The following is a 22,656-nucleotide window of genomic DNA, read 5'->3' on the forward strand; positions in this document are numbered from 1 at the left end:
CAGCAAGGGGACACAGAACTATACATGATTACTGAAAATGCATTAGCAGCTCAAGGAGAAAATATACCATTAACCTACATTCTGTCCTGGCTTGAGGATGCTAACCCACTTAACGGTTCAGTTCTAAGGTATTATGCGATCACGTTGGCAGGTTATATGGGTGAAAATGCACCTGTAAAGTTACTGCTAACGCTCTTTGATCATCCAGTAGATCTCAAAAGAGATCGTCGTGAAGCAGCACAGGCACTCGCAAAATTAGGGGCATACGCTCCTCTCGATGAGATGCTGGCACGCTTGCACAATGCTGATGGCGATATCTGTCCGGCAATGTTTCATGCTCTCAGTAACATGCCACTCTATGCGCCAGTCAATATCTTTGTACAGGCACTAGAAGATGATGACAGTGAAATCAAAAGTATAGCGGATGATGCTCTTTCCGAACTTGTACGCAAGGCTCCTGCAAGGCTGATTGAGTTCGCCCGAGACGATACACGTCCCATCGTGCGCAATCAGGTGCTGGAAGCATTAGAAAAATTAGGAGAAAATGCCTCGCTTGACATCGCGCTGGCCTCCCTTGAAGATCCAGCAACCCGCTTTGAAGCCATGCACACATTGAGTGAGCTGAAAGTAGATATCTCTACATTGATACCGTTGGAAACGTTCTTACACTACACCAGTGAAGATCGAATTTTTAATGACGTAGAGCTAACACTACTGGCTCAATACGGTTCTCAGATATCGCTGGATCTCCTGCTTAAGAATATTGGCAATACTACAGCCGCAAAGATACTCTATCAAACATATCCAGAGGTGTTCCGTGATAGGATCGCGCCACACGCTGAGGCCATTCTACGTGGTGCTCCGGTCAGTGGTATCTTTACTATGTTCATGCGGCAAAGAGTCGCCGCCACCATCGGTCAGATCGGCCGGGCCACGCCCGAGGTGCTCAATCTACTGATCGATCTCCTGGATGATCCATACTGGGAAACACGTATGGAAGCCGCTCGCTCGCTGGGCGCGATCCATCGCAATATTCCCGACCGCGCCATCCGCCGGCTGCTGGAACTACGTCACGATCCCCAATCTAACCAGGTCAGCCAGGCCGCCGATGCCGCGCTGGCCCAAATTCTATCCTACGAAAACGGCATGGAAGATGAATAAGTTGATACATCTTCGAACGAGCAGCAAGCATACGACCACAAGAGAGCACGGACGGTTTTCACCTTTCTTCAAGGATTTGGGTTAAGGCCATGGGCGAGGAACTGGCGCAGGTTGGCGGCGATGCGCTGCTGGCTGAAACCGCGCTCATGGCGCTGATAGTGGTAGAAATCAATATCAAGGGGAGCAAGCATAACATCGACGACATAGTCTAGATCCTGTTCGGGCAGTTCATGCCGCATGACGCCACGAGTGAGTAGAACCAGGAAAAGCTCACGCATCCAGAGATAGAAAGGACTGTGATAGGATTGTGTACGGCGGTCGCCGCTGGAGGCATCCAGCATCGCTCCCAGCAGGGGTGCGTTCTCCTCGGTATAGGTGATGAGCTGAAGCAGAAGATAGTTGATCTGCTCAAATACCGGCACCCCTTCACTGTCCGTCTGTTCCAGGTAGCTTAAAATCGTTGTCTGCAAGTTTACGCAGCTCTCTTCTAACAAAGCCTGACACAGTATGCCTTTATGGGCAAAACGCCGATAGAGGGTCCCCTGGCCCACCTGCGCGGCACGAGCAATCTGGTACATGCCCACCTGGTCAACCCCCTGCTCGGCAAATAAACGACGCGCAGTTTGCAGGATGCGCTGTCGATGTTCAGCCGCGTCGCGCCTCTCCTCCACCGATCCAAACGACAATACAGGAGGATAGGGGGCAAGTGGCTATCTTTTGGCTCGCTCATAGCTTTCTTCCTCCAATTTTTACTAATCTCTATCTTGACAAGTGGACAGTTGTCCACTATGCTAGAAGCAGCGAATAAGTGGATATGTGTCCGCATAAGTATAACTGAACACAAATGGGAAGACAATATTTAGCTATGAGCAAGATGGCCATTTGATCCCTGGTATTAAGGGTGAGCAGGCCAACATAGCCGCTAGAGGTGAGAAGGAGACGATTACCATGACGGTCGAAGCCACCAATAATCCAGGTATTCCACCCGGAAGAGTTCCTGGCATTGCTAATAAACTACTGAAGGTCGTACTGCGTTCACCGCTTCATCGCATGATAAGCTCACAGCTCATGCTCATTACCTTTCGAGGTCGCAAGAGTGGCAAACAGTTTACGACGCCTGTAGGCTATATGCAAGACGGCCAGCAGATCACCCTGTTCACAGACCACCAGTGGTGGAGGAACCTGCGCGACAATGCTCAGGTCTCAGTGGTGGTCAAAGGGAAAACATATCAGGGCAGCTCAAATGTTATTCTGGACAAAACCATCACTGAACAGGAGCTGCAACGGTATCTTGGGCGTCTGCCGAATGCTGCCCGCGCCTTCCAGGTCCAGAAGAACGCGGCGGGTGAGCTTGATCCAATAGCAATTCATGAAGCCGCGCAACGCTTTACGATGATGCGCATCGATCTCCATTAATCTCAATCAGGCGTCAAAACGCAGCGCATGGGCCATAGGTTGGCTAAAAGGAACATATTATGTTTGTCATAACGGGACCAACAGGAAATGTGGGCTCTGAAGTTGTGAGCCAGCTGCTACAGCATGATCCAATCCCGCCCTTTCGCACGGCATCGCGCAATCCAGCGGCCATTCAAGCAAAGTTTGGATCGGCAATAGAGAGCGTCCGCTTCGACTTCGCCGATCCCTCAAGCTGGTCGGCTACCCTCAAGGATATACAGATACTTTTTCTGGTCAGCGCTCAGGGCTCTTCAAATGCGGCGCGGACACAGACCATACCGTTCATTGATGCCGCGATCAAGGCTGGCTGCCAGCATATTATCTTCCTTTCTGTGCCTGTCGGGGGAACCCTGAAGCTGGTGCCTCACTATACTATTGAGCGCTACCTGGAGACGTGCGGGATCACCTATACCATTCTGCGTCCCAGTTACTTTATGCAAAACTTTATCCGCAAAGATCCAACGCATGGGGTAGACATCGCGACGCGCGGGGAGATCTTTATTCCGGCGGGCAAAGGGAGAATGCCCTTGATTGACACTTGTGACATTGCCGGGGTTGTAATCAAGATTCTCGCGCAGCCAGCAGCCCACAAAAATCAGGCCTACGACCTCACCGGACCGCAGGCGCTGAACTTCTTTGAGGTCGCCGAAATCTTCACCGAGGTTTTGCAAACACCCATACGCTATTCACACCCTTCGCTACCCCGCTTCTGGTGGCGTATGCGCCAGCGCAGAGTTTCTCTGTTCCTGATCATCTTCATGTCCATCGAGTATACCGCGACGCGGCTACACCAGGGCGAAGAACAAACAGAGAAACTCCAACAGATCCTCGGGCATCCAGGAACCTCGCTGGCACAATTCATCCAGAATAATCGCCAGCGCTGGCAAACACAATCGTGGGTATAGCCTGCTGATGCTATGGCTGGTCCGAGGTATCCAGATCCAGCAGGGGCAGGCCGGTACGTTCAATGATATAACCGGTCATCTGCTCCATCCACTGATCATACTCTTCTGGACTCATCTTCGGCTCACTGTTTACAAAGCGCAGACGATTATGCATCCAGTGCCAGCGTACCACTGTATTATCGCCAACCAGTTCGTAGATCTCCAGCTTCGCACGTCCGGGTAAGAGGCGCAGGCCACGGTAACGCTGAAAGCGGCGTGCCTCCTGCCAGCCCATCTGGCTTTCCAGGACACTGATACTTGAGGTTATGCCATTAGACCATACTTCGATTCTGCGTTGATAGCGCTTGCCAGTAAGCGCCATCGTGACAATAGAAGAGAACAAGGAGATGAATACAGCTACCAGTAAAATGATCAACAGGTAAAGTCCAGTTTGCCTGAGCAAGGCTTCCATTAAAGCAAAGATTATGATAAACGATATGCCAAAAGTCAGGCCAAAGAGAAAACCGCGACTCATCTGAAGTTTCAATTTGCCTGGCTGTGGAGGCGTATTGACAGCCAGTAGCTGCGGCTGCACCTGATAGCGGGCGGGCTCCTGAGCGCTAAGCGTGCGTCGCTGATTTATACGCATCCAGTAACGGCGTGCCATCAGGAAAATCCAGAGCGAAAATCCAACGCTCAACAATATCAGGATACCCCCGATAAGCATCATACCTGTGAATACATTGGATGTTCCAGACGACATATGCTGCAAGTTTGGGAAAAGGTTGCCGGAGATAGCCAGGATAATCAGAATGATGGCGAAAGCTCCCAGCAGTCCAAAGGCAAGCAATTGTTCTTTACGCAAGGTGAGATGAGGGGTCAAGGGATCAACCTGCATATTTGCCTGCGCAGCGCCTTTTCCGGCTGGCTGCTGATCATTAAAATCGAGTAGTGGGAGACCGGTACGCTGCGCGACATAGGCCGCTACCTGGTTCAACAACCAGTTAAAATCATCTTTACTGGTCTGGTTGCTCTCAACCCTGAGATAAGTAGCCGTCATTGCTTGTTGCGACCAGCGCACTACGGTCTGCGCATTCGAGAGTTCATAGGTAATGCCACTGATATTGCGATTAAACACGCCGCGCTGGTATTGTGCGAAGACACGAGCCTCTTCCCAGCGTAAGCTCCTCTGGTGACGCAAGTAACGCGTGGTGATCCCTTCATCAGTCAATTCTATGCTTTGCGGCTGGTAGCGAAAGAAAAAGAAGTAGGCCAGCAAAAAAGCTATTAAGAGTATGCCAGCCATCACGCCAAAAACGATTGCCAGTGCCATAAAATTAATCCGCTGTCCGCCACCCAGATAGACACCTAAAATCAATGGTGCACCAACCATAATGAGAAGAATGACGAGCCCACCAATCCAGAAGGCCCGCTTCCAGCGCAGGCGAATCGTGACCGGAAGCTGCAGCGCCAGCTCGGTCTCAACCGGTTGGCTGCGGGCCCGCAAAGCCGTCGGATCTTGCAAGGCGGCCTGCCGTCGTTCGCCAATACGGCGCCAATAGTGCTCCTGTCTGAACTCATTCGCGACAATGATCAACGAGACCAACATATTAAAAAAGGCCAGCAATAAGAAATAGAATCCCTGTTGCTGCCAGCTACGCATAGCGATATAAAAGATCAAGTAACCAACTGTATAGGCCAACCATAAAAATTTCCAGATACGCCCCACCCAGACCTGACGCCAGATCGGGTCCAGGCGCTTCATTTCTTTCGTGCCTATAGTATCCTGCATAATTTTGCGCTCCCTGCCTGCAAAGATAGAAAAGAACATAATCATAGATTCATGGTGATAAAATGATTAAATTGAAGTGCATTAATATAAGCTTCATATAATGTACGCATGATAAGCTCAAATCGATTCTACATAAGATTAAAAGGTTAATCAAAAATAAGAACTAGATAACAAGAAAAGAGAATCGTACAGGTTCGAGGGCTTGTTCCCGAACCTGTACGATTCTCTTTTCTGCTGCCTTTGTTTTTATTAAGCTTCCATTTTGGTGCGCTCGGGACGAAAGGCGGGCATACAGAGGGACCAGTATTCGCACTGGGCAACTTCACTGGCATTGCTATAAATGACGCGCGTGCCACGGCCAACCAGACAGCTTTCTCCGGCGCCAACTTCGACCCGCTGACCATCGGCCTCGACGGCCAGGACGCCCTGGACACCGATCACCACTTCATCGAATTCCGCGATCTGGGCGGGCTCGCGCCAGGCGGCCGGCGCAAGCATATGTGCCAGGCTAAAGCCATCCTGTTTTGTATTCAAAACCCCAAAGTGTTCATCAATGATTTTTCCATCTTCGCGTGGGAAGATACTGCCGTGCTCTACTTTTTGCAACATATCTACATTACCTTTTCATTTTTTGCTACGATTAGAGGTCATCTATACTATCACTGGCACACCAGCTTCACAATGTCTGGCGCAAAACTCACAGAGCTTTTAATTTTCCTTTGGCGCCTGCGGCGCCGGGTGTGGAGTGTTTGGTGGGCGGCCGCGGCCGCCCACCAAACACTCCACACCAAGAATGGACCTCGTATCGCTTGCTCGTGATCTTCCTGCGAGCTCTGAACAAACATGAAAAAGCCCCGCAAAACTCATTGGTCTGCGACCAGTAGATAACATTGATAGCTTCTCTAACAGTATAATTGATATGGATCAATTTCGCCTACACTATCCTTAAAAAAGGCGCGTCTATAGACAACCTTTCATATGCTATACTTGACGTTAGTGCTCAACTGGACAAGGTAATATTTTCGGGATAGGATCACCAAAAAGGAGGCGCCATGGATGTCACCTCGTCTTCGCCGCAGACCAATACACAATCACCAGCAGCCAGCTGGCTCGCGGATGATGAGTTTCGTGTTTTAGAAGCTATTTGTGAGACGTTCTTCCCAACGCTGGACCCACCAGCCAACAGTGATAAGGCCCAGGCAACCTACTATCGCGCCAGCGCCAGCGATCTCCACCTGGCGCTCTTGATCGCAGAGACGCTGGGTCAGGAAGATGAAGAGGCCCGCGCAGATGTCCGGCGCCTGCTGGCTTTATTGCGCAGTCCCGCCACTGGCCTGCTACTCGCAGGGGCCCCACGCCCATTTGCTGCGCTATCTTTTAAGCAACGTGAAAAGTATTTGCTGGCCATGGCACATAGTCCCCTGGCACAACTGCGCCAGGGCTACCAGGTCTTTAAACGGCTCACCGGTTTCCTTTTCTATGCGACCCCTGATCCCCATGGACATAATCCAAGCTGGGAGGCACTCGATTATCAACCGGCTGGCCCGCCTCCAGCAGCGCCACGACCCCTGAAGCCGCTAACGATTGAACAGGATAGTATCCTGGAGTGCGATGCGGTAGTGATTGGCTCTGGCGCGGGTGGTGGTGTGGTCGCGGGAGAGCTCGCCCTGGCAGGCAAAAATGTCATTGTACTGGAAAAAGGTGGCTATCAGAGTGAGGCCGACTTTACCTTGCAAGAGGCCCAGGCGATGGCTGATCTCTACCTCAAACGTGGCTTGCTGAGCTCAAAAGATATGGGCATCGCCATCCTGGCCGGCAGCACACTGGGAGGCGGCACGATTGTGAACTGGGATACCTCGTTCCGCACGCCACCAGACATTCTGGCTGAATGGGAACAGCTATCGGGCCTCCCCGATGTGTTCACTGGCACCGCGCTGCAGGAGAGCTTTGCCGCCGTCGAGCAGCGTATCCAGATCAACACGGCTAATAGCGCCCATAATCGCCAGAATCAACTGCTCTTTGATGGCGCGCAGGCCCTTGGCTATCATGCGGAAAGCCTGCGCCGCAACGCGGTCGACTGCGAGCAGCGCTGTGGCACCTGTGGCTTTGGTTGTCGCTTTGGCTGCAAACAATCCACGCTGAAAACATATTTACAGGATGCCTACGAGCACGGCGCACGCATCATCGTGCATTGCAGTGCCGAGCGTGTATTGATCGAACAGGGGCGGGCCACAGGCGTCGAGGCTACGGTATATAATCCAGAGTCGAATACCAGCCGGCGGCTGACGATACGCGCCCGCACCGTCGTCGTGGCGGCCGGCACCATCCATTCACCAGCTATCCTGCTACGTTCAGGTCTGACCAACCAGCATATTGGACGCCACCTGCACCTGCATCCTACCAGCACTATCGGTGGACGCTATCCCGAGCAGGTCTATCCATGGCAAGGGGTGATGCAGTCAGCCTATAGCAATCAATTCGGGCACCTGCATGATAACTATGGGTATAAATTAGAGGTAGCACCAACCCACCCGGGCCTGCTGGGCATGGGCACACCCTGGCATTCGGCCCGCGAGTATCGCGAGAGTATGTCCTATTCGGCCTACCTGGCCACTATTATTATCCTGACGCGCGACAAAGGCGAAGGGACAGTCACCCTGGATCGCCATGGGGAGCCAGTGATCAATTATGTCACATCTGTCTTTGATCGCCAGCATCTATTACATGGTCTGCGCCAGGCGGCCCGCGTCCATTTCGCCGCCGGAGCTAACGAGGTGGTTTCACTACAGAGCAAGCGTTCACAGCTCACGCGCCAGCAAGTGGACAATCAGGGCGAGCGAGCCTGGCAACATTTCGATCGCCAGTTGGAACGCAATGGACTGGGCGTCAATCGCCTGATCATGTATAGCGCGCACCAGATGGGCACCTGCCGCATGGGTAAAGATCCAGCCCAATCGGTCACCGATGCCCATAGCCAGGTGCATGGCGTCCAGGGACTCTTCGTCTGTGACGGAAGCGTTTTTCCAGCCGCCAGCGGGGTCAATCCCATGCTCAGCATCATGGGGCTCGCCCACCAGGCCGCCCAATACATCAAAACCACCCTCTAAACACAGAGAGAGATCAACGATGGGCTGCTCGTCATTGATCTCTCTCTGTGTTTCCTCCTCAACATGTCATCTTTTTCCTTGCAACCAAAGCATCTCCCAGTACATCACATAGCGGTGTTACAAAAAACCACGGAAAAACGTGGCTGGAAGAATGATTGTGGTTGCATTTAATTGCTATAGCAAGAAAGGTTGAACATGAATAGATTAGCAGGCAAAGTTGCCGTGGTGACCGGATCGAGCCGTGGTATTGGTCGCGGCATCGCATTCAAGTTGGCACAAGAAGGCGCCCGGGTGGCAATCAACTATAGTAGTAAGCCAGATGATGCGCTGAAAGTAGTGGATGAGATAAAACGACAGGGTGGGACCGCTATCGCGGTGCAAGCTGATATGAGCCAGGTGGAGCAGATTGAACAATTGATGGCAGAAGTCGTACAGAAACTAGGAAAATTAGATATTCTGGTCTGTAATGCTGGTATTGAACATTTCGGCACCCTGGAAGAGGTTACAGTGGAGGACTTTGATCGTACATTTGCGGTCAATACCCGTGGACAATTTTTTGCCATGCAGAAGGCAGCCCAACATATGAATAATGGTGGCCGCATGATCTGTACATCTTCGATTAGCGCCAGCAAAGGTTTTGCTAACCACGCCGTCTATGGGGGTAGCAAAGGGGCCAATGAATCCTTTGCGCGCAATCTGGCGGTAGACCTGGGCCCACGCGGTATTACGGTCAATGCTATCGCGCCTGGTGCCACCCGCACCGATATGTATGAAAAATATGCAGACCTCTATGCAGATCCCGACTCAAAATTATCAATGGATGAGCAGATGAAGAAGTTTTCTCCACTGGGCAGGGTTGGCACTCCTGAGGATATCGCTAATGTGGTTGCCTTTCTGGCCTCTGATGAAGGTGGCTGGATTACCGGACAGGTAATCCATGCAACCGGCGGCATGGCTTAAAGTACAGCAGCCAGCACTCGGCCAGCCAGACCGAGTGCTGGCTGCTGTAACGTTCGAAGTATCAGCCATTGCCTTTGCTGCGCCCAAAGGCATCGATGGTGCCCCAGCGACCAGGAATGTTGAGTAATGTCAGTTCCTCGATCTGTTCGGGCAAATGTGGATTGACAATAAGGTAATCAGAGATTGGTTCGAGGCCGAGTATTGTGCGCAGGAGCAATAGTGGCGTACCGGTGGCCCAGGCTTGCGGGCTGCATGCCGTTGGATATTCAACTGGATACTCGGTCAACTCACGCTCATAACCGGCAAAGGCTTCTGGCAGGCGATAATGGAAGTAGTTGGCCGCCTGTAAGATGCCGGTCGTAATCTGACCCGCCTCGCGCCAGTAGCCGTTGCGCGCTAACCCGTGGGCAATAATCGAGTTATCATGCGGCCACACGGTTCCATTGTGATAGCCAATGGGATTATAGCCCCCATCTCCTTCGGCCATGGTACGGATGCCCCAGCCTGAGAAGAGGCGCGCGCCCATCAAATGACGGACACAGAATTCGATCTTATCCTTATCTACAATCCCGCTCCAGAGCAAGTGCCCGATATTTGAGGTCAGGGAATCAACTTTGCGGCCATCGCCATCGATGGCCAGCGCAAAGTAGCCGCGATCCTCAAGCCAGAAATCGCGATTAAAGCGCTGCTTCAGCTCGGCCGCTTCTCGCTCCAGCCGCTCGGCCAGGGCTGGATCATCCCAGATCTCGCGCGCAAGGCGCGCGCAACGTTTCTTGGCATCGTAGACATACCCTTGAATTTCACACAACCGGCGTGGCAAGCGCGAGTTTGAACCATCTGCGAACAGGATAGAGTTCCAGGAATCTTTCCAGCATTGATTCACCAGACCCGATACTTTGTTGCGGCTATTATATTCTATATAGCCGTCGCCATCTTGATCCCCATAGTGATCAATCCATTCCAGGGCCGCGCGGGCATTCCATTCCAGCTGTTTTACTAATTCTTTATTGCCGGTCCAGCGCTCCATCTCATCCAGCACAATCAGGAACAGAGGAGTAGAATCAGCGGCCCCATAATAGGGAGAATGAGGACGCTCCTCAAAAGCTGTCGATTCACCAAAACGCGACTCGTGAATAATTTTCCCTGGCTCTTCATCGCGGAAATCATCAATATAGCAGCCCTGGCGAAACGCCAGATTGCGTAGTGTCGACATAGCCAGTTCGGGCACAAAGGGTAGCGCCTGATAGCTGGCGATCAGGCTATCGCGCCCAAAGACCGCCATGAACCAGGGTAAACCCGCCGCTGGTAGAGACTCGCCCGGCAATGACTTGAGGTACAGGCGCAACGCAGCCAGGTCAATCAAGGTCTGCTGATAGATATGCTCTAATTCATCCCATGAACAACGAAGATCGGGGGTGGCCGCAACCCACTCGTGGACGTTATTGCGCATCTCGGTTCTGACATCCCCCTCCATAGAGACCGTGTTCCTTGTAATACCAGTATTGGCGACAATAACATCCAGATCGGCCGTCCAGCTCCCATGTGGTTCGATATGGGCGATGAAATTAAAGCTATCGGGTTTAATGGTTACAGGGGTTATACATTCAATCCATGTTTCACGCACAAAGCTCTCACGCTGATACTTGAGCACCAGCCGCTGATCCTCAATCTGGTGCGAGTAACGACCCTTTTTCTGTAAAGCATCCTTAATCTCAAAGATATCCGCAAAATCAGCACCCACCTCAATACGCACATTCAGATCAACCGGCTCGTTGGAATGGTTGAGGATGCGTAATTGCTCATGAAAGCCCTTGCCGATTGTGCGGGTGCGAATAACCGAGAGCGAGGCATCGACATAGATAGTACCTGTCGTCGGGGCTAGAAAAAATTGTACCGAGTGATAGTGTTGCTCATCGGTGGCCAGCCGCCGGGGATAAAAGCCATTGATTGTAAGTTTCCAGCGTGAGAGGAAACGCATGTCAGCACTAAACAAGCCCTGGGTATCGATAGGAGAAGCATCGATATCTCCACGCTCATCGCTGACCACAAAAGTAAAACCACTAATCATACTGACAGTTCGCGTGGGCGTTGGAGGTAATTCTTCGCTCTCTTCCTCTTTAACCTCTAATATCGATTTTGAGCGCGGCGCGGTTTCTTCCACTGCCTGAAGCTCCTGCTTTAACCGAGGAGGGGGTGGAAAGAGACGCTGCACCACATATAACAAAGCCAGGCTTCCTGAGCAATTGATTTCTCCCCGCAGATAGGCGGTTAATAAATTTCGCTCACCACGAACAATAGGATCAAAAACAGCTTGATCACCGCTAATGATAGTGTCTGAGTCATCCATCTGCTCGGTGAGTGCAAGTTTACCATCATCTATCGTAAGGTAGCGACGACCAAATCCAGCGATATCGAAGCAACATGTCCCTTTAATGCCATGGGTCCATTGATTATAGCTAACGGCCGCAAGCTCCTGAAAAAAGGTTGCAGTATCTTTCGGGATAGTCTGAACCATCTCTAACTTCTCCTTATTGCTGGCTTTCAAGCAAGCAGATTTTATTGCTTTTAAGTTGCACGGCTGAGGCCAACAAAACGTTTTAATATTGCACTGCGTAGCACATACAGAAGTAACATTGGCAATGGGTCTGAACAATACAATGAGAAATCCTCTTGACAATTGCCTTTTTCCAGGTTAATATATCTACAGCGGATATATCTACAGCGGATATACAGGTTAATGGAGGAGGAAATCATCAAAAAGAATCAGCAGGAACCAGAGTCACTGCTTCCATTGACACCTGCGGTCTTCCACATCCTGCTCGCCTTGAGCGATGGGGAGCGCCACGGCTACGGTATTATGCAAGAGGTAGCCTGGCGTACCAATAACCAGGTTCATATGGGTCCAGGTACGCTTTATGGCTCGATCAAACGTATGATGAATGATGGGTTATTAGAGGAATCCGGCTCACGGCCAGATCCCGATCTTGATGATGAGCGCCGTCGCTATTATCGCCTGACCGACCTGGGACAACGCGTGGTAAGGGCTGAGGCTAAACGCCTGGCCAAACTGGTCCAGATCGCTCAGATGAAGCACTTGATACAAGGAGAGGCTTAAAAGTATGGCGTCATTCCACTGGATGCAATCCTGTTCCGAACGGCTCTACCAATGGCTTCTCCTGGCCTATCCATCTGAGTTCAGGCGCGAATTTGGTCAGGAGATGGCGCAAGCATTCCGTGACTGCTGCCGCGAGGAGGTACGCACAGGTGGCACGGCTCGACTTTTTCCGTTATGGGGTACCGTCTTTTATGATTTTATGAAAAGTGTATCAATTGAACATTTTCTTACTTTAAAACATATATTCTTGCATGATAAGGAGTATAGCATGCTAAACGCCCCCTTACAATTACAGGTCGCACAACTTACCGATATTGGTCGTAAACGTGCCTTAAATGAAGATAATCTGATTTCAGTATTACCGGAAGATCGTTCTATTCTAGATCAGAAGGGGGCGCTCTTTGTAGTCGCCGATGGTATGGGTGGACACGCCCATGGAGAAATCGCCAGCCAGATGGCGGTCACATTGATCCGCGAAGCCTATTATCAGGATACCGCCAATGACATTCCTACCTCCCTTATCAACGCGATCAAACATGCCAACGCCACCATTTATCAAGAGAGCCAGGCCAAAATCTCCTCAGATGACAAGGAAGATCCGTTAAAAGTCGGCATGGGCACTACCTGTGTTGTGATGGTGGTCAAAGATCGTACCTTATATATTGCTAATGTAGGGGATAGCCTGGCCTATCTCATCAACGACCAGGAAGTTAAGCAACTGGCAGAAGATCATTCGTGGGTAGCCGGACAGGTGCGCAAAGGGCTGATGAGTGAAGAAGAGGCCCGCACAAGCGATAACCGCAACATCATTACACGCAGCCTGGGTACAGATGCGGAAGTTGAAGTCTACCTGATGACCGCGACCGATGCTCAAGCAGGCGATACACTGGTGCTATGCACCGATGGCCTGCATGGTCAGATCTCGGAAGCAGAGATGCGAGAGATAGTCACCAGCTATCCTCCTGAAGAGAGCGCTAAACGCCTGATTGAGCATGCTAATGAAAACGGCGGCCCGGATAACATCACAGCCATCGTCGTCAAAATTTCGTAATAACTGCCAGTAGCAGACAAAAAAAGGGAGGCCAGTCGTTTGACTGACTCCCTCTTTTTTTTGTTTGTGATATGTCGCGATTAGTAACGGCGACCACCACGATATCCGCCCTGGTTTGAACCACGGTCCTGGTAACCACCACGGCTACCACCACCACCAGCAGGACGCTCACGTGCCTCATTGACGGTAATGGTGCGGTTGCCCAATGTAGAACCATTCAGCTGATCGATAGCAGCACGAGCCTGCTCGTCATCTTCGAATTCGACAAAGCCAAAACCTTTGCTACGTCCGGTCTCACGATCTGTGATCACAGTTGCGAAGGTAACAGCACCAATCTGTCCAAATACTTCGCGCAGCTCTTGCTCATCGGTCTGATATGGAAGTCCACCAACGTAAAGTCTCATGTTTGTATGCTCCTGTGCTGACATCCCTTCATAGATTGACGCTCGAAGAAACCATTTCTCACAGAAGCGCTACAATTCTTTTTGATGTCATACACTACATATAACACGTACCAGATTCCATCTATTCCCAGATTTTCGTTGATTTTTCATTCAATTCAAAATTCTGATAACTACTGCTGAGATACGTTAACTCGTGTATTTAAACGGCACTTGCTAGCTTCCATAGAGTAGTTTTATGATAGAGAAACAGAAAAAGTTACGATGAACACAAAGGATGAAATGGCGATGCGCGATCCATCACTTGAGGCAATGGCTCTCTACCTGGATAGCTACCTGGATACAGCACGTTTTCCTGATGATGAACATGGTATCTATCATGCAGGCAAACGCACAGTGGGCCGCATCGGATTGGCCATTGAACCATGGCCAGCCATTGGACAGTGGGTGGGAGAGCAAGAGTTGGATGCCCTTTTTCTCCATCGTCCCTGGCATATCAATCTACATACGCTCCCACCAGACGTGGGCGTGCTCGCCTATCACCTGGCCTTTGATCTTAGTCTGACCTTTGGCTTTAATCCACCCCTGGCAGCCGCGCTCCACATGCACAATCTGCTTCCGTGCACATTTCGCGAGGGAATTGCTTATGGCATGCTGGGAGATATCACGCCTACGCCACTTAAAACTCTGCTTGCCGAGCTGGCAACAATCTTTGGGCATCCAGCCCCTATCACAAAAAAATATACAGATATTATTCAGCGCATCGCGGTGGTGGGTGCCATGAACGATACCTCTATCCGGGCCGCAGCCGCCGAGGGGGTTCAATTATATATCACCGGACAACTACGCCAGCCCGCCCGACTAGCAATTGAGGAGACAAAAATGACTGTGGCAATCATCGGCCATTCCACCGGCGAGCAATGGGGTCTGCATGCCCTCGGCAATCTCCTCACCGCACACTGGCCACAGTTGGAGGTCTATTATCCGTAACTCCAACAAACCCACATCCGGTTGTAAGCTTGCTCAAGACCAACCATGATTTAATTAAATACAACAAAAGAGAGAAAATACATGCTATAATTTATCTATATTCTCTATAAAAGAAAGACTCAGGCGCTTTGTATCTACACGGGTAAATATCTCAGCGGCCAATATACTTACACATTAAGTGAAAGAGTAAAATGAATGTCAAGAGATCGGTCAGGTCATGATGAATTGCTGGTAGCGCTGGAGCGTGCCGGGCGCAAGTATAGCGAGAGCTCGGTCCTTTTACACCAGGCTATCGCGGATACACTGGGCCTCAATATTACCGATCTAAAATGCCTGGATCTAATCCGAGAATCACATGATATGACGCCTGGTAAGCTGGCTAAATTGACCGGACTGACTACCGGGGCTGTAACGGGCATCATTGATCGACTCGAAAAGGCTGGCTACGCTCAACGAGAACGCGATGGCGCTGATCGGCGCAAAATCAGTCTCCGCGCCCATCCAGAGCAAATTTTTTCTAAGCTGACCCCGATCTTTACATCATTCCAACAGGCTATGGCGGCGGAGTTCAACGCGACCTACAGCGATCAAGATATGGCCCTTATCCTTGATTTTGTGGAACGCAGTACACGCGTAATGCAGGCTGAGACCTGGAAGATGCGCCATCACCTCGATGAACAAAACGAGGAGCAACAACCAGTGCCTTCAAACATGACCACTTAGTTATTGTCCTCGCTTTGTATTAACTTAACAGCAGCAAAACCAGTGCCGCTTAGCGCTTCCGGCGCGCAAAGAGCTCTGCCTCGCGCTGGGCCTGCCAGTTGCAGATGGCCTCTAGATCAGCCACCGGCATCTGTGTATATGGTAATGCATGCAGATAGCCCGGAGGGCCAAATTCTGGTGTCAGCGTCGATATCTGCATCCCTCGCCGCTCCTGCTCATCCCAGATGATACTCCACCAGCGCTCGTGGGCTTCGACGTACGGCAGATATTCAGGCGCGCGTGGATCTGGTACCTGTGGTCCTTCTTCATAACCAACGCGCGCATGCAGGTGAATGCAGCGCGTGGCACAGAGGCGCACAACATCCAATTGATCATCGATTAGACGCTCGCCAACACAGACCCAGTGGCTCAGATCACAACAGAGCTTCAAGTCTTCAAAGCGCTCCAACAACTGGGCAGTGATGCCGGGATAGAAAAAGACGCGTCCACGATGGGTCTCGTGGGCCACCGCGATCCCGGCATCCGCCTCGATCTTTAAAGCCTCGCGATAAAAATGCGTGCTCTGCTCGATACTCCAGAGATCCCTGCCACTATGGCAATTGACCTTACCAGGCCGCAGCCGGGCTGCCTGCTCTACCTGCTGGCGGAATGTAGCCAGGTGCTCTTCCACACTATTGCCATTGGTAAAAATCGCCGGGATATAGCCCAGTCCATGCTCCTGCAAAAGATCCTGAAAACGCGAAGCCTCCTCAGGGGCGGGCAACGCCGTTTCTATAGCGGCATAGCCCTGCTCTTTAATACGTGGAAAAAGCTCTTCATGGGTGCCAACCATGCCCCATAAGTGGCGAACAAGCTGCAACTGCATCTACAATCACTCCTTCAAAAAACAAACAACCATACATGTACGATAAACGCTTGCATTCGATTATAAAATCGAAGTTAATTATACAATTACTCGGTGCCGCCAAAGGATGAGAGAACACCGGTCATGGCGATCTCAGGTGTACCGTTCTCTGAATCTACCCAGACGCCACAGGGTCCACCCTCGATGCTATAGTTGAGGTCGAGCGTGCTACCATCCATGCGATAGATTGGCTTCATATATTGCGTCACCGTATCAGCTTCACCGGAGATATAGTGTCCGATCAAAGCACGGCGGAAACGGTCATGAGAGGTATTGGGATAACTACCATGGACCAGCGAGCCACCGAAGAATAAGACATCACCCGGCTCCATAATCACGGAGCGCACAGCTTGCTGCTCAGGAATAGGAACCTGGATATCGGAAAAGCTCTCTTTAGTATCGGCTTTGGTGGTACAGAGGATCGGCCACTTCTGGCTACCCGGGACAACTTGCATGCAGCCATTCTCTTCATCACAGGGATCGAGCGCCATCCAGGCCGCCATACAGGTTCCAGGGCGGGCACGCAGGAAAAAATTGTCCTGGTGCAATGCCTGGCCACGCGCCATAGGAGGCTTGAAGTAGAGCATGGTCTGCACCGCATATGGCTCCTGACCAAGCAATCCAGTGAGGACGTTGTTGAGGCGCTGATCAATCAGGTATTGCAAGCTGGTCGCATCCCAATGATGCATCTGTATCATGCGGGGATAGCGTTTCAGAGGATCATTGGTAGTTGGATCGCTCCCGACCAGGTCGCCGGGATAACTGCCACGCAGGCGCAAATCCATAAAGTGATCCCGATAGGCCGCGACCTCTTCAGGGCTAAACAACTGCTTTACTACCACATATCCATTTTCATCAAAGAACTGTTTGACTTCTTTGGCGATCATCTCTGTGTTCCTTTCATGCTATGTATGCAATAAACCTGCTTTTATCACCATGGCCATCACTGGCCAGCCTTGAGCGCTGAAATCCCCAACCTTTTTATGGGTTGTTGTAAGAATTGCGCATATGCGCAATTCTTACAACAACAAAAATTTTTTTTGAGCACCGCAGGTGCGAACCGTCAAGATCCACAACAGGCTCAAGGCATATTATATTTTTAAATCCTGATTTTCATGGCGATAGGTATAGGATAGCGTGAAATGTGATAAAAAGGGATAGCTAGAATTGCTTGAATGTGTCTCAGATTCTCCCATTTGCCTGCGTAGAGCAGTTATAGCAAGAAGAGTGTGCCCACAATGATCAGTGGGCACACTCTTCTTAAATTTCTTTTGAGAGCTATAGGAAAAACCTAGACGGTTTCGTGCTGATATTTTTCGGCGTTGTTCAGACTAACAACGCTGCTCCGCTCCACTGGCTGCCTGCGCCAGGGCCATTCGACCTGCACACAGAGATAGCAGATAACGGAGAAGAGGACGGAAATGATGGTGGTATGCAGCAAGGCGACTAGCAGTTGCGCGCCACTTAAAACGGTGGCCATACCACTTAAAGCCTGCAATGAGACCAGCACAAAGGCCCACAGGCTTCCCCAGATCAGGTCGCGGCGATCACGTGCAAGGCGAATCATGACTACCATCAGGGCTAGCAATAAGAACCAGATGCTGGCGGCGGAATAACGGTGCAGGACCTGGATGCCAGGCGAGGTCATAAAACTGGGCACATAAGTCGACCCGCAGGTTGGAAACTGTTGTCCACAGGCCAGGGTGGCCGATGCGTGCCCCACCAGTGCTCCCGTGTAAACAACTACATACGTATAAGCGGCCAGGCACCAGACCACAATCTGTATCCATTTAGAGACCGGGGCAACCTGCTGCGCGGTACGCTCAGGCTGCGTTGGATCTAACCTCTGCAATTGCATGATGCGCATAGTCAACAAAATAACGCTGGCGAAAGAGATCAATGAGAAGCCAAAATGCAGGGAGAGCAGGCCCTCTTTGGCGTAGGTACCTTCATAGACCACAGTGAGCGCGCCCAGGATCGCCTGCAAGACCACAAAGAAGAGGCTCATCACGCCAAATAATTTGATCCGAAAGTCGCGACGATAGGCCAGCCAGGCCCAGAGAGCCAGGGCAAAAATTAAGAAGCTATCCGCACCCGACATGATACGATGGCTATATTCATAAACGGTGGCAATCGGCAATGACTCAGGAATCAGTTGTCCATGACAGAATGGCCATGAATTACCACAACCCTGACCCGAGTCGGTTCTTGTGACTGCCGCACCTAAGAGCAACATTATGTAAGCCCCAAACGAGGTTATAATAGCAAAGATGCTCATCAAACGACGATTCAACAATTGTATGATCCTCCATGAGATAAATTAAGAAACAGCATATCATACTCCTCTTTAATTGTCTGTTCTTCTCTTTGCCGCCTACGGCGGCGATGGGTAGGAAGGAATTTTGAGTGGGGTCACCCCACACCCCGGCAGGAGGGGCTCGCCGTCCCACCCGCTTGATCGCGGGGCGCCTGCACCTCCCCGCTTGATACCAACTTTATTTGTAAAGCATCATACGGCGGCGATGGGCAGGAGGACTGGCCGTCCTCCTACTCCTCCTGCCTGAGAAGTGAAAAGCCCAATCACGAGGCTATGCCTCTCGAGGATCAAAGGCCACGCTGCCACACCAGACACCAATTATCTACGTCCTACAAAAACGTTGCTGTCATGCTCTTTCTTAATCGTAGCTTTTTTATATTATAGGGAATATTTAGCATCCGTGCCATGTCTGCGTATAAAATGGCCGCGGGATGTCACAATTTGACGCTATCCGCATGGAACCCACTGTATAGTATACCCGAAAACCTGCCTTCCTGGCTGTCACAAAATTTCCTCTACTTCCCGGTTGACAAACCTGGCTACACCTTTTACACTTGATAGTAAACGTTTTCTTTTCAGGATGGAGAAACTTAGAACTATATATAGATAGAAAGGACCGTAAGATATGGCGATCAGAAAAATTGGCATCATTATGAATGGTGTGACCGGGCGCATGGGAACCAATCAACATCTGATGCGTTCGATTGTAGCCATACGCTCACAGGGAGGAATCCCACTTCCAGGAGGCGATACACTGCTGCCAGATCCGATCCTGGTGGGACGCGATGAGCATAAGCTCCGTGCCCTGGCTGAAACCCATGACATCGAGCGCTGGAGCACCAATCTGGCTGAGTGCCTGGCCAATCCTGAGGATGAGATCTATTTTGATGCCCAGACCACGACACGTCGCGCCGATGCGCTCCGGGCAGCTATTCGCGCCGGTAAGCATATTTATTGCGAGAAACCCATCGCGACAGATGTCTCGACGGCCCTGGAACTGGCCGAGCTGGCCGATCACGCGGGTGTCAAACATGGCGTGGTACAGGATAAGCTCTTTCTACCCGGCTTACTGAAGCTCAAGCGCGTCATCGATAGCGGCTTCTTTGGCCGTATTCTCTCGGTGCGTGGTGAGTTCGGTTACTGGGTCTTCGAGGGCGATTGGCAGACGGCCCAGAGACCATCCTGGAACTATAAAAAAGAAGATGGTGGCGGCATCATCGTGGATATGCTCTGCCACTGGCAATACGTGCTGGACAATTTATTTGGTCGCGTCACCTCCGTTTCGTGTCTGGGCGCTATACACATTCCTGAGCGCGTAGATGAGCAGGGCCAGAAATATACGTGTACCGCCGATGATGCGGCCTACGCTACTTTCCAGCTGGAAAATGGCATCATTGCCCACTTCAATTCCTCGTGGGCGGTACGTGTCTATCGCGATGAGCTGCTAACACTACAGGTAGATGGCACCCATGGCAGTGCCAGTGCGGGACTGCGTGAGTGCAAAGTGCAGAGCAGGGTCAACACGCCGCGCGCCGTCTGGAATCCTGATGTGCCTAATCCAATTCGTTTTCAGGAAAACTGGATGGATGTACCCGATAATGGCGCCTTTGACAATGGCTTTAAGGCTCAGTGGGAGCTCTTCTTGAAACATGTAGTACTCGACACGCCGTTTCGCTGGAACCTGTATGAAGGGGCCAAAGGCGTACAATTAGCCGAACTGGGATTACAATCCTGGGCCGAGCGCCGCTGGCTGGATGTGCCGCTCCTCACAGGTTCAAAGGAGGACTAGCGATGGCCAGTAAACTACGATTGCCGCAGGAGGATGGCTCGCTCCAGCCATATAGTGCCGGAGCGCCCAGCCCATATCCACTCACCGCACCCACACCCCGGAGTCGGATAGCCTATGCCGCCGCCCATGTGGTGCTGGATACACAGGCAACCGCGCTAGATCAAATTGATTGGGAGGCTACGCTGGCGTATCGTCATCATTTATGGTCATTGGGACTGGCTGTGGCCGAGGCGATGGATACCTCGCAGCGCGGCATGGGGCTGAGCTGGCCACAGGCCCAACAATTGATCCAGCGCTCAATCAGCGAGGCGCGCGCCCATGCTGGTGCACGTGTTGCCTGCGGGGCCGGTACTGATCAGCTCGCTCCTTCAGCCACCGTAACATTGGAGCAGGTCAAGCAGGCGTATGAAGAGCAGTGTAGCTTTGTTGAAGCTGCCGGCGGACAGATTATCCTGATGGCCAGTCGCGCCCTGGCCGCCTGTGCGCGTACGCCAGAAGATTATATGGATGTCTATGACCATATCCTCTCTCAGGTCGCGCAGCCGGTAATCATCCACTGGCTGGGTGCTATGTTCGATCCTGCCCTGGCCGGCTACTGGGGAACGCACAATATAGATGCGGCCATGGAAAGCTGCCTGGCTATTCTCGAACGCCATGCGAAAAAGATCGATGGCATCAAAATTTCGCTCCTGGATGCTGAGCGCGAGGTAGCTATGCGCCGCTTGCTGCCCGAGGGCGTCAAAATGTATACTGGTGATGACTTCAATTATGCCGACCTGATGCTGGGTGATTCCCGGGGCATAGCCACGCGCTGCTGGGTATCTTTGATGCCATCGCGCCCGCCGCGTCAGCCGCCCTGCAACAACTCGATGCAGGCAACATCGCGCAATACAACGCCATCCTCGCGCCTACCGTTCCGCTCTCGCGCCATATCTTTCAAGCTCCAACCTATAACTATAAGACTGGGATCGTCTTCCTGGCTTACCTGAATGGACACCAGGAACACTTCAGAATGGTGGCTGGCATGGAGCGAGCCCGTTCGCTCACTCACCTGGCCCAACTGTTTGTGCTGGTGGATCAAGCACAACTGCTGGTTGATCCAGAGCTGGCCAGCACACGGATGGGCGACATCTTGCTCCAGGCGGGCATTGAGCAGGAAGGAGATATATTCTGATGCAACAGAAGTCGATCAACCTGGCACGCTTAAGCCTCAATCAGGCCACCATTGATCAATGGGATGCCCGAGCTGCTATCGAGGGATGCATGCGGGCTGGCATTCCATCCATCGGTCTCTGGCGCGACAAGGTTGCGCGCACCGGCCTGGCAAAGACTGCCCGCATGGTACATGATACTGGCATCCAGGTCTCCAGCTTATGTCGTGGTGGCTGGTTTCCCGCTGCCACTGCGAGCGAGCGCCAGACACGTATCCAGGATAACTTCCGGGCCATTGAGGAGGCCGCCGAGCTACAGACGAAGGTGCTGGTCCTGGTATGTGGGCCGGCACCCGACCGCGATATTCATGCAGCGCGCGCTATGGTCGAAGAGGCCCTGACACAACTTTTACCAGTAGCCCATCAATATGATATCTCCCTGGGCATTGAGCCGCTACATCCCATGTATGCGGCTGACCGCTCGGTCATCACCAGCCTGGCAGAGGCCAATCAGCTCGTCGAGAAATTCAATGACTCGCATCTGGGCGTCGTCATTGACACCTTCCATGTCTGGTGGGACGTAGCAGTCTATGAACAGATCGCCCGCGCCCGCAACCATATCCTGGGCTTCCATATCAGTGACTGGCTGGTGCCGCTACCAGACGTCTTGCTCGGACGTGGCATGATGGGTGATGGCGTCATAGAGCTACGCAAACTGCGTCAGGCAGTAGACGCCACCGGCTACAGTGGTCCCATCGAGGTCGAGATATTTAACCAGGCCATCTGGGACATGCCGGGCGATGACGTGCTTGAACTCCTCAAACGGCGCTACCTGGAGCATGTTTAAAAATAAAAA

General features: G+C 51.7%; 19 protein-coding genes and 1 pseudogene. 12 read left to right on the top strand and 8 right to left on the bottom strand.

Translation table 11 applies throughout. The features are described from left to right. Nucleotides 1-24 precede the first annotated feature (24 nt). Nucleotides 25-1,161 (top strand): HEAT repeat domain-containing protein, encoded by a 1,137-nt coding sequence (locus tag EL645_RS29425; RefSeq protein WP_161977793.1) that lies wholly within the window; start codon nt 25-27, stop codon nt 1,159-1,161. A 68-nt stretch (nt 1,162-1,229) separates the two neighbouring features. On the opposite strand, the gene EL645_RS29430 is transcribed toward EL645_RS29425, so the two are convergent. Next, nucleotides 1,230-1,832, bottom strand: coding sequence for a TetR/AcrR family transcriptional regulator (locus EL645_RS29430; RefSeq protein WP_161977794.1), 603 nt, complete (start codon nt 1,830-1,832; stop codon nt 1,230-1,232). 277 nt (nt 1,833-2,109) lie between these two features. Between EL645_RS29430 and EL645_RS29435 the strand changes: the two genes are divergently transcribed. After that, nucleotides 2,110-2,577, top strand: a complete 468-nt coding sequence (locus EL645_RS29435; RefSeq protein ID WP_136625314.1) for a nitroreductase/quinone reductase family protein — start codon at nt 2,110-2,112, stop codon at nt 2,575-2,577. Between the two features lie 59 nt (nt 2,578-2,636). Further along, nucleotides 2,637-3,521 (top strand): NmrA family NAD(P)-binding protein, encoded by an 885-nt coding sequence (locus EL645_RS29440; RefSeq protein WP_126555355.1) that lies wholly within the window; start codon nt 2,637-2,639, stop codon nt 3,519-3,521. 10 nt (nt 3,522-3,531) lie between these two features. Here EL645_RS29440 and EL645_RS29445 read toward each other — a convergent pair whose 3' ends face one another. Both EL645_RS29445 and EL645_RS29450 read right to left on the bottom strand, forming a co-directional pair. Continuing rightward, entirely contained in the window at nt 3,532-5,292 is a 1,761-nt protein-coding gene (locus EL645_RS29445) for a hypothetical protein (protein ID WP_126555358.1), read from the bottom strand. A 249-nt stretch (nt 5,293-5,541) separates the two neighbouring features. Further along, nucleotides 5,542-5,901 carry a cupin domain-containing protein gene (locus tag EL645_RS29450; protein ID WP_126555361.1) on the bottom strand — a complete coding sequence of 120 codons (360 nt, stop codon included), beginning with the start codon at nt 5,899-5,901 and terminating at the stop codon, nt 5,542-5,544. Between the two features lie 443 nt (nt 5,902-6,344). Here EL645_RS29450 and EL645_RS29455 point away from each other — a divergent pair, with 443 nt between their 5' ends. Both EL645_RS29455 and EL645_RS29460 read left to right on the top strand, forming a co-directional pair. Beyond that, the gene (locus EL645_RS29455; RefSeq protein ID WP_126555364.1) at nt 6,345-8,399 is read left to right on the top strand and encodes a GMC family oxidoreductase N-terminal domain-containing protein; all 2,055 of its coding nucleotides are present in this window, start codon (nt 6,345-6,347) and stop codon (nt 8,397-8,399) included. A gap of 195 nt (nt 8,400-8,594) precedes the next feature. Continuing rightward, on the top strand, nt 8,595-9,359 hold the full coding sequence (locus EL645_RS29460) for an SDR family NAD(P)-dependent oxidoreductase (RefSeq protein WP_126555368.1): 765 nt from the start codon (nt 8,595-8,597) through the stop codon (nt 9,357-9,359). Between the two features lie 61 nt (nt 9,360-9,420). Here EL645_RS29460 and EL645_RS29465 read toward each other — a convergent pair whose 3' ends face one another. After that, the gene (locus EL645_RS29465) at nt 9,421-11,874 is read right to left on the bottom strand and encodes an amylo-alpha-1,6-glucosidase (RefSeq protein ID WP_126555371.1); all 2,454 of its coding nucleotides are present in this window, start codon (nt 11,872-11,874) and stop codon (nt 9,421-9,423) included. Between the two features lie 222 nt (nt 11,875-12,096). Here EL645_RS29465 and EL645_RS29470 point away from each other — a divergent pair, with 222 nt between their 5' ends. Then, nucleotides 12,097-12,474 carry a PadR family transcriptional regulator gene (locus EL645_RS29470; protein WP_126555374.1) on the top strand — a complete coding sequence of 126 codons (378 nt, stop codon included), beginning with the start codon at nt 12,097-12,099 and terminating at the stop codon, nt 12,472-12,474. Between the two features lie 4 nt (nt 12,475-12,478). Continuing rightward, the gene (locus EL645_RS29475) at nt 12,479-13,525 is read left to right on the top strand and encodes a Stp1/IreP family PP2C-type Ser/Thr phosphatase (RefSeq protein ID WP_126555377.1); all 1,047 of its coding nucleotides are present in this window, start codon (nt 12,479-12,481) and stop codon (nt 13,523-13,525) included. Between the two features lie 80 nt (nt 13,526-13,605). Here EL645_RS29475 and rbp read toward each other — a convergent pair whose 3' ends face one another. Beyond that, nucleotides 13,606-13,929 carry an RNA-binding regulator gene (gene rbp / locus EL645_RS29480; protein ID WP_126555380.1) on the bottom strand — a complete coding sequence of 108 codons (324 nt, stop codon included), beginning with the start codon at nt 13,927-13,929 and terminating at the stop codon, nt 13,606-13,608. A gap of 285 nt (nt 13,930-14,214) precedes the next feature. On the opposite strand from rbp, the gene EL645_RS29485 reads away from it, so the two are divergent. Together EL645_RS29485 and EL645_RS29490 are read left to right on the top strand one after the other, a co-directional pair. Then, entirely contained in the window at nt 14,215-14,916 is a 702-nt protein-coding gene (locus tag EL645_RS29485; RefSeq protein ID WP_161977795.1) for a Nif3-like dinuclear metal center hexameric protein, read from the top strand. 195 nt (nt 14,917-15,111) lie between these two features. After that, a complete protein-coding gene (locus EL645_RS29490) occupies nt 15,112-15,639 on the top strand; it encodes a MarR family winged helix-turn-helix transcriptional regulator (RefSeq protein ID WP_126555386.1) in 528 nt (175 codons plus the stop codon). 49 nt (nt 15,640-15,688) lie between these two features. Here EL645_RS29490 and EL645_RS29495 read toward each other — a convergent pair whose 3' ends face one another. The 3 genes from EL645_RS29495 to EL645_RS29505 all read right to left on the bottom strand — a co-directional run bounded on the left by EL645_RS29495 (nt 15,689) and on the right by EL645_RS29505 (nt 18,839). Continuing rightward, on the bottom strand, nt 15,689-16,504 hold the full coding sequence (locus tag EL645_RS29495; RefSeq protein ID WP_126555389.1) for a sugar phosphate isomerase/epimerase family protein: 816 nt from the start codon (nt 16,502-16,504) through the stop codon (nt 15,689-15,691). An 86-nt stretch (nt 16,505-16,590) separates the two neighbouring features. Continuing rightward, on the bottom strand, nt 16,591-17,430 hold the full coding sequence (locus EL645_RS29500) for a phytanoyl-CoA dioxygenase family protein (protein ID WP_126555392.1): 840 nt from the start codon (nt 17,428-17,430) through the stop codon (nt 16,591-16,593). A gap of 404 nt (nt 17,431-17,834) precedes the next feature. Next, nucleotides 17,835-18,839: a COX15/CtaA family protein gene (locus tag EL645_RS29505; RefSeq protein WP_126555394.1), complete on the bottom strand. Its 1,005-nt coding sequence runs from the start codon at nt 18,837-18,839 to the stop codon at nt 17,835-17,837. A gap of 646 nt (nt 18,840-19,485) precedes the next feature. Here EL645_RS29505 and EL645_RS29510 point away from each other — a divergent pair. The 3 genes and pseudogenes from EL645_RS29510 to EL645_RS29520 all read left to right on the top strand — a co-directional run bounded on the left by EL645_RS29510 (nt 19,486) and on the right by EL645_RS29520 (nt 22,647). After that, a complete protein-coding gene (locus EL645_RS29510; protein WP_126555396.1) occupies nt 19,486-20,649 on the top strand; it encodes a Gfo/Idh/MocA family protein in 1,164 nt (387 codons plus the stop codon). 2 nt (nt 20,650-20,651) lie between these two features. Then, nucleotides 20,652-21,823: pseudogene (locus tag EL645_RS29515) on the top strand (dihydrodipicolinate synthase family protein). Continuing rightward, nucleotides 21,823-22,647, top strand: coding sequence for a sugar phosphate isomerase/epimerase family protein (locus EL645_RS29520; RefSeq protein WP_126555398.1), 825 nt, complete (start codon nt 21,823-21,825; stop codon nt 22,645-22,647). Before EL645_RS29515 ends, EL645_RS29520 begins: the two are co-directional and overlap by 1 nt. The last annotated feature ends 9 nt before the right edge of the window (nt 22,648-22,656 follow it).

The organism is Dictyobacter kobayashii (genome assembly GCF_003967555.1).
Taxonomy (GTDB): domain Bacteria; phylum Chloroflexota; class Ktedonobacteria; order Ktedonobacterales; family Ktedonobacteraceae; genus Dictyobacter; species Dictyobacter kobayashii.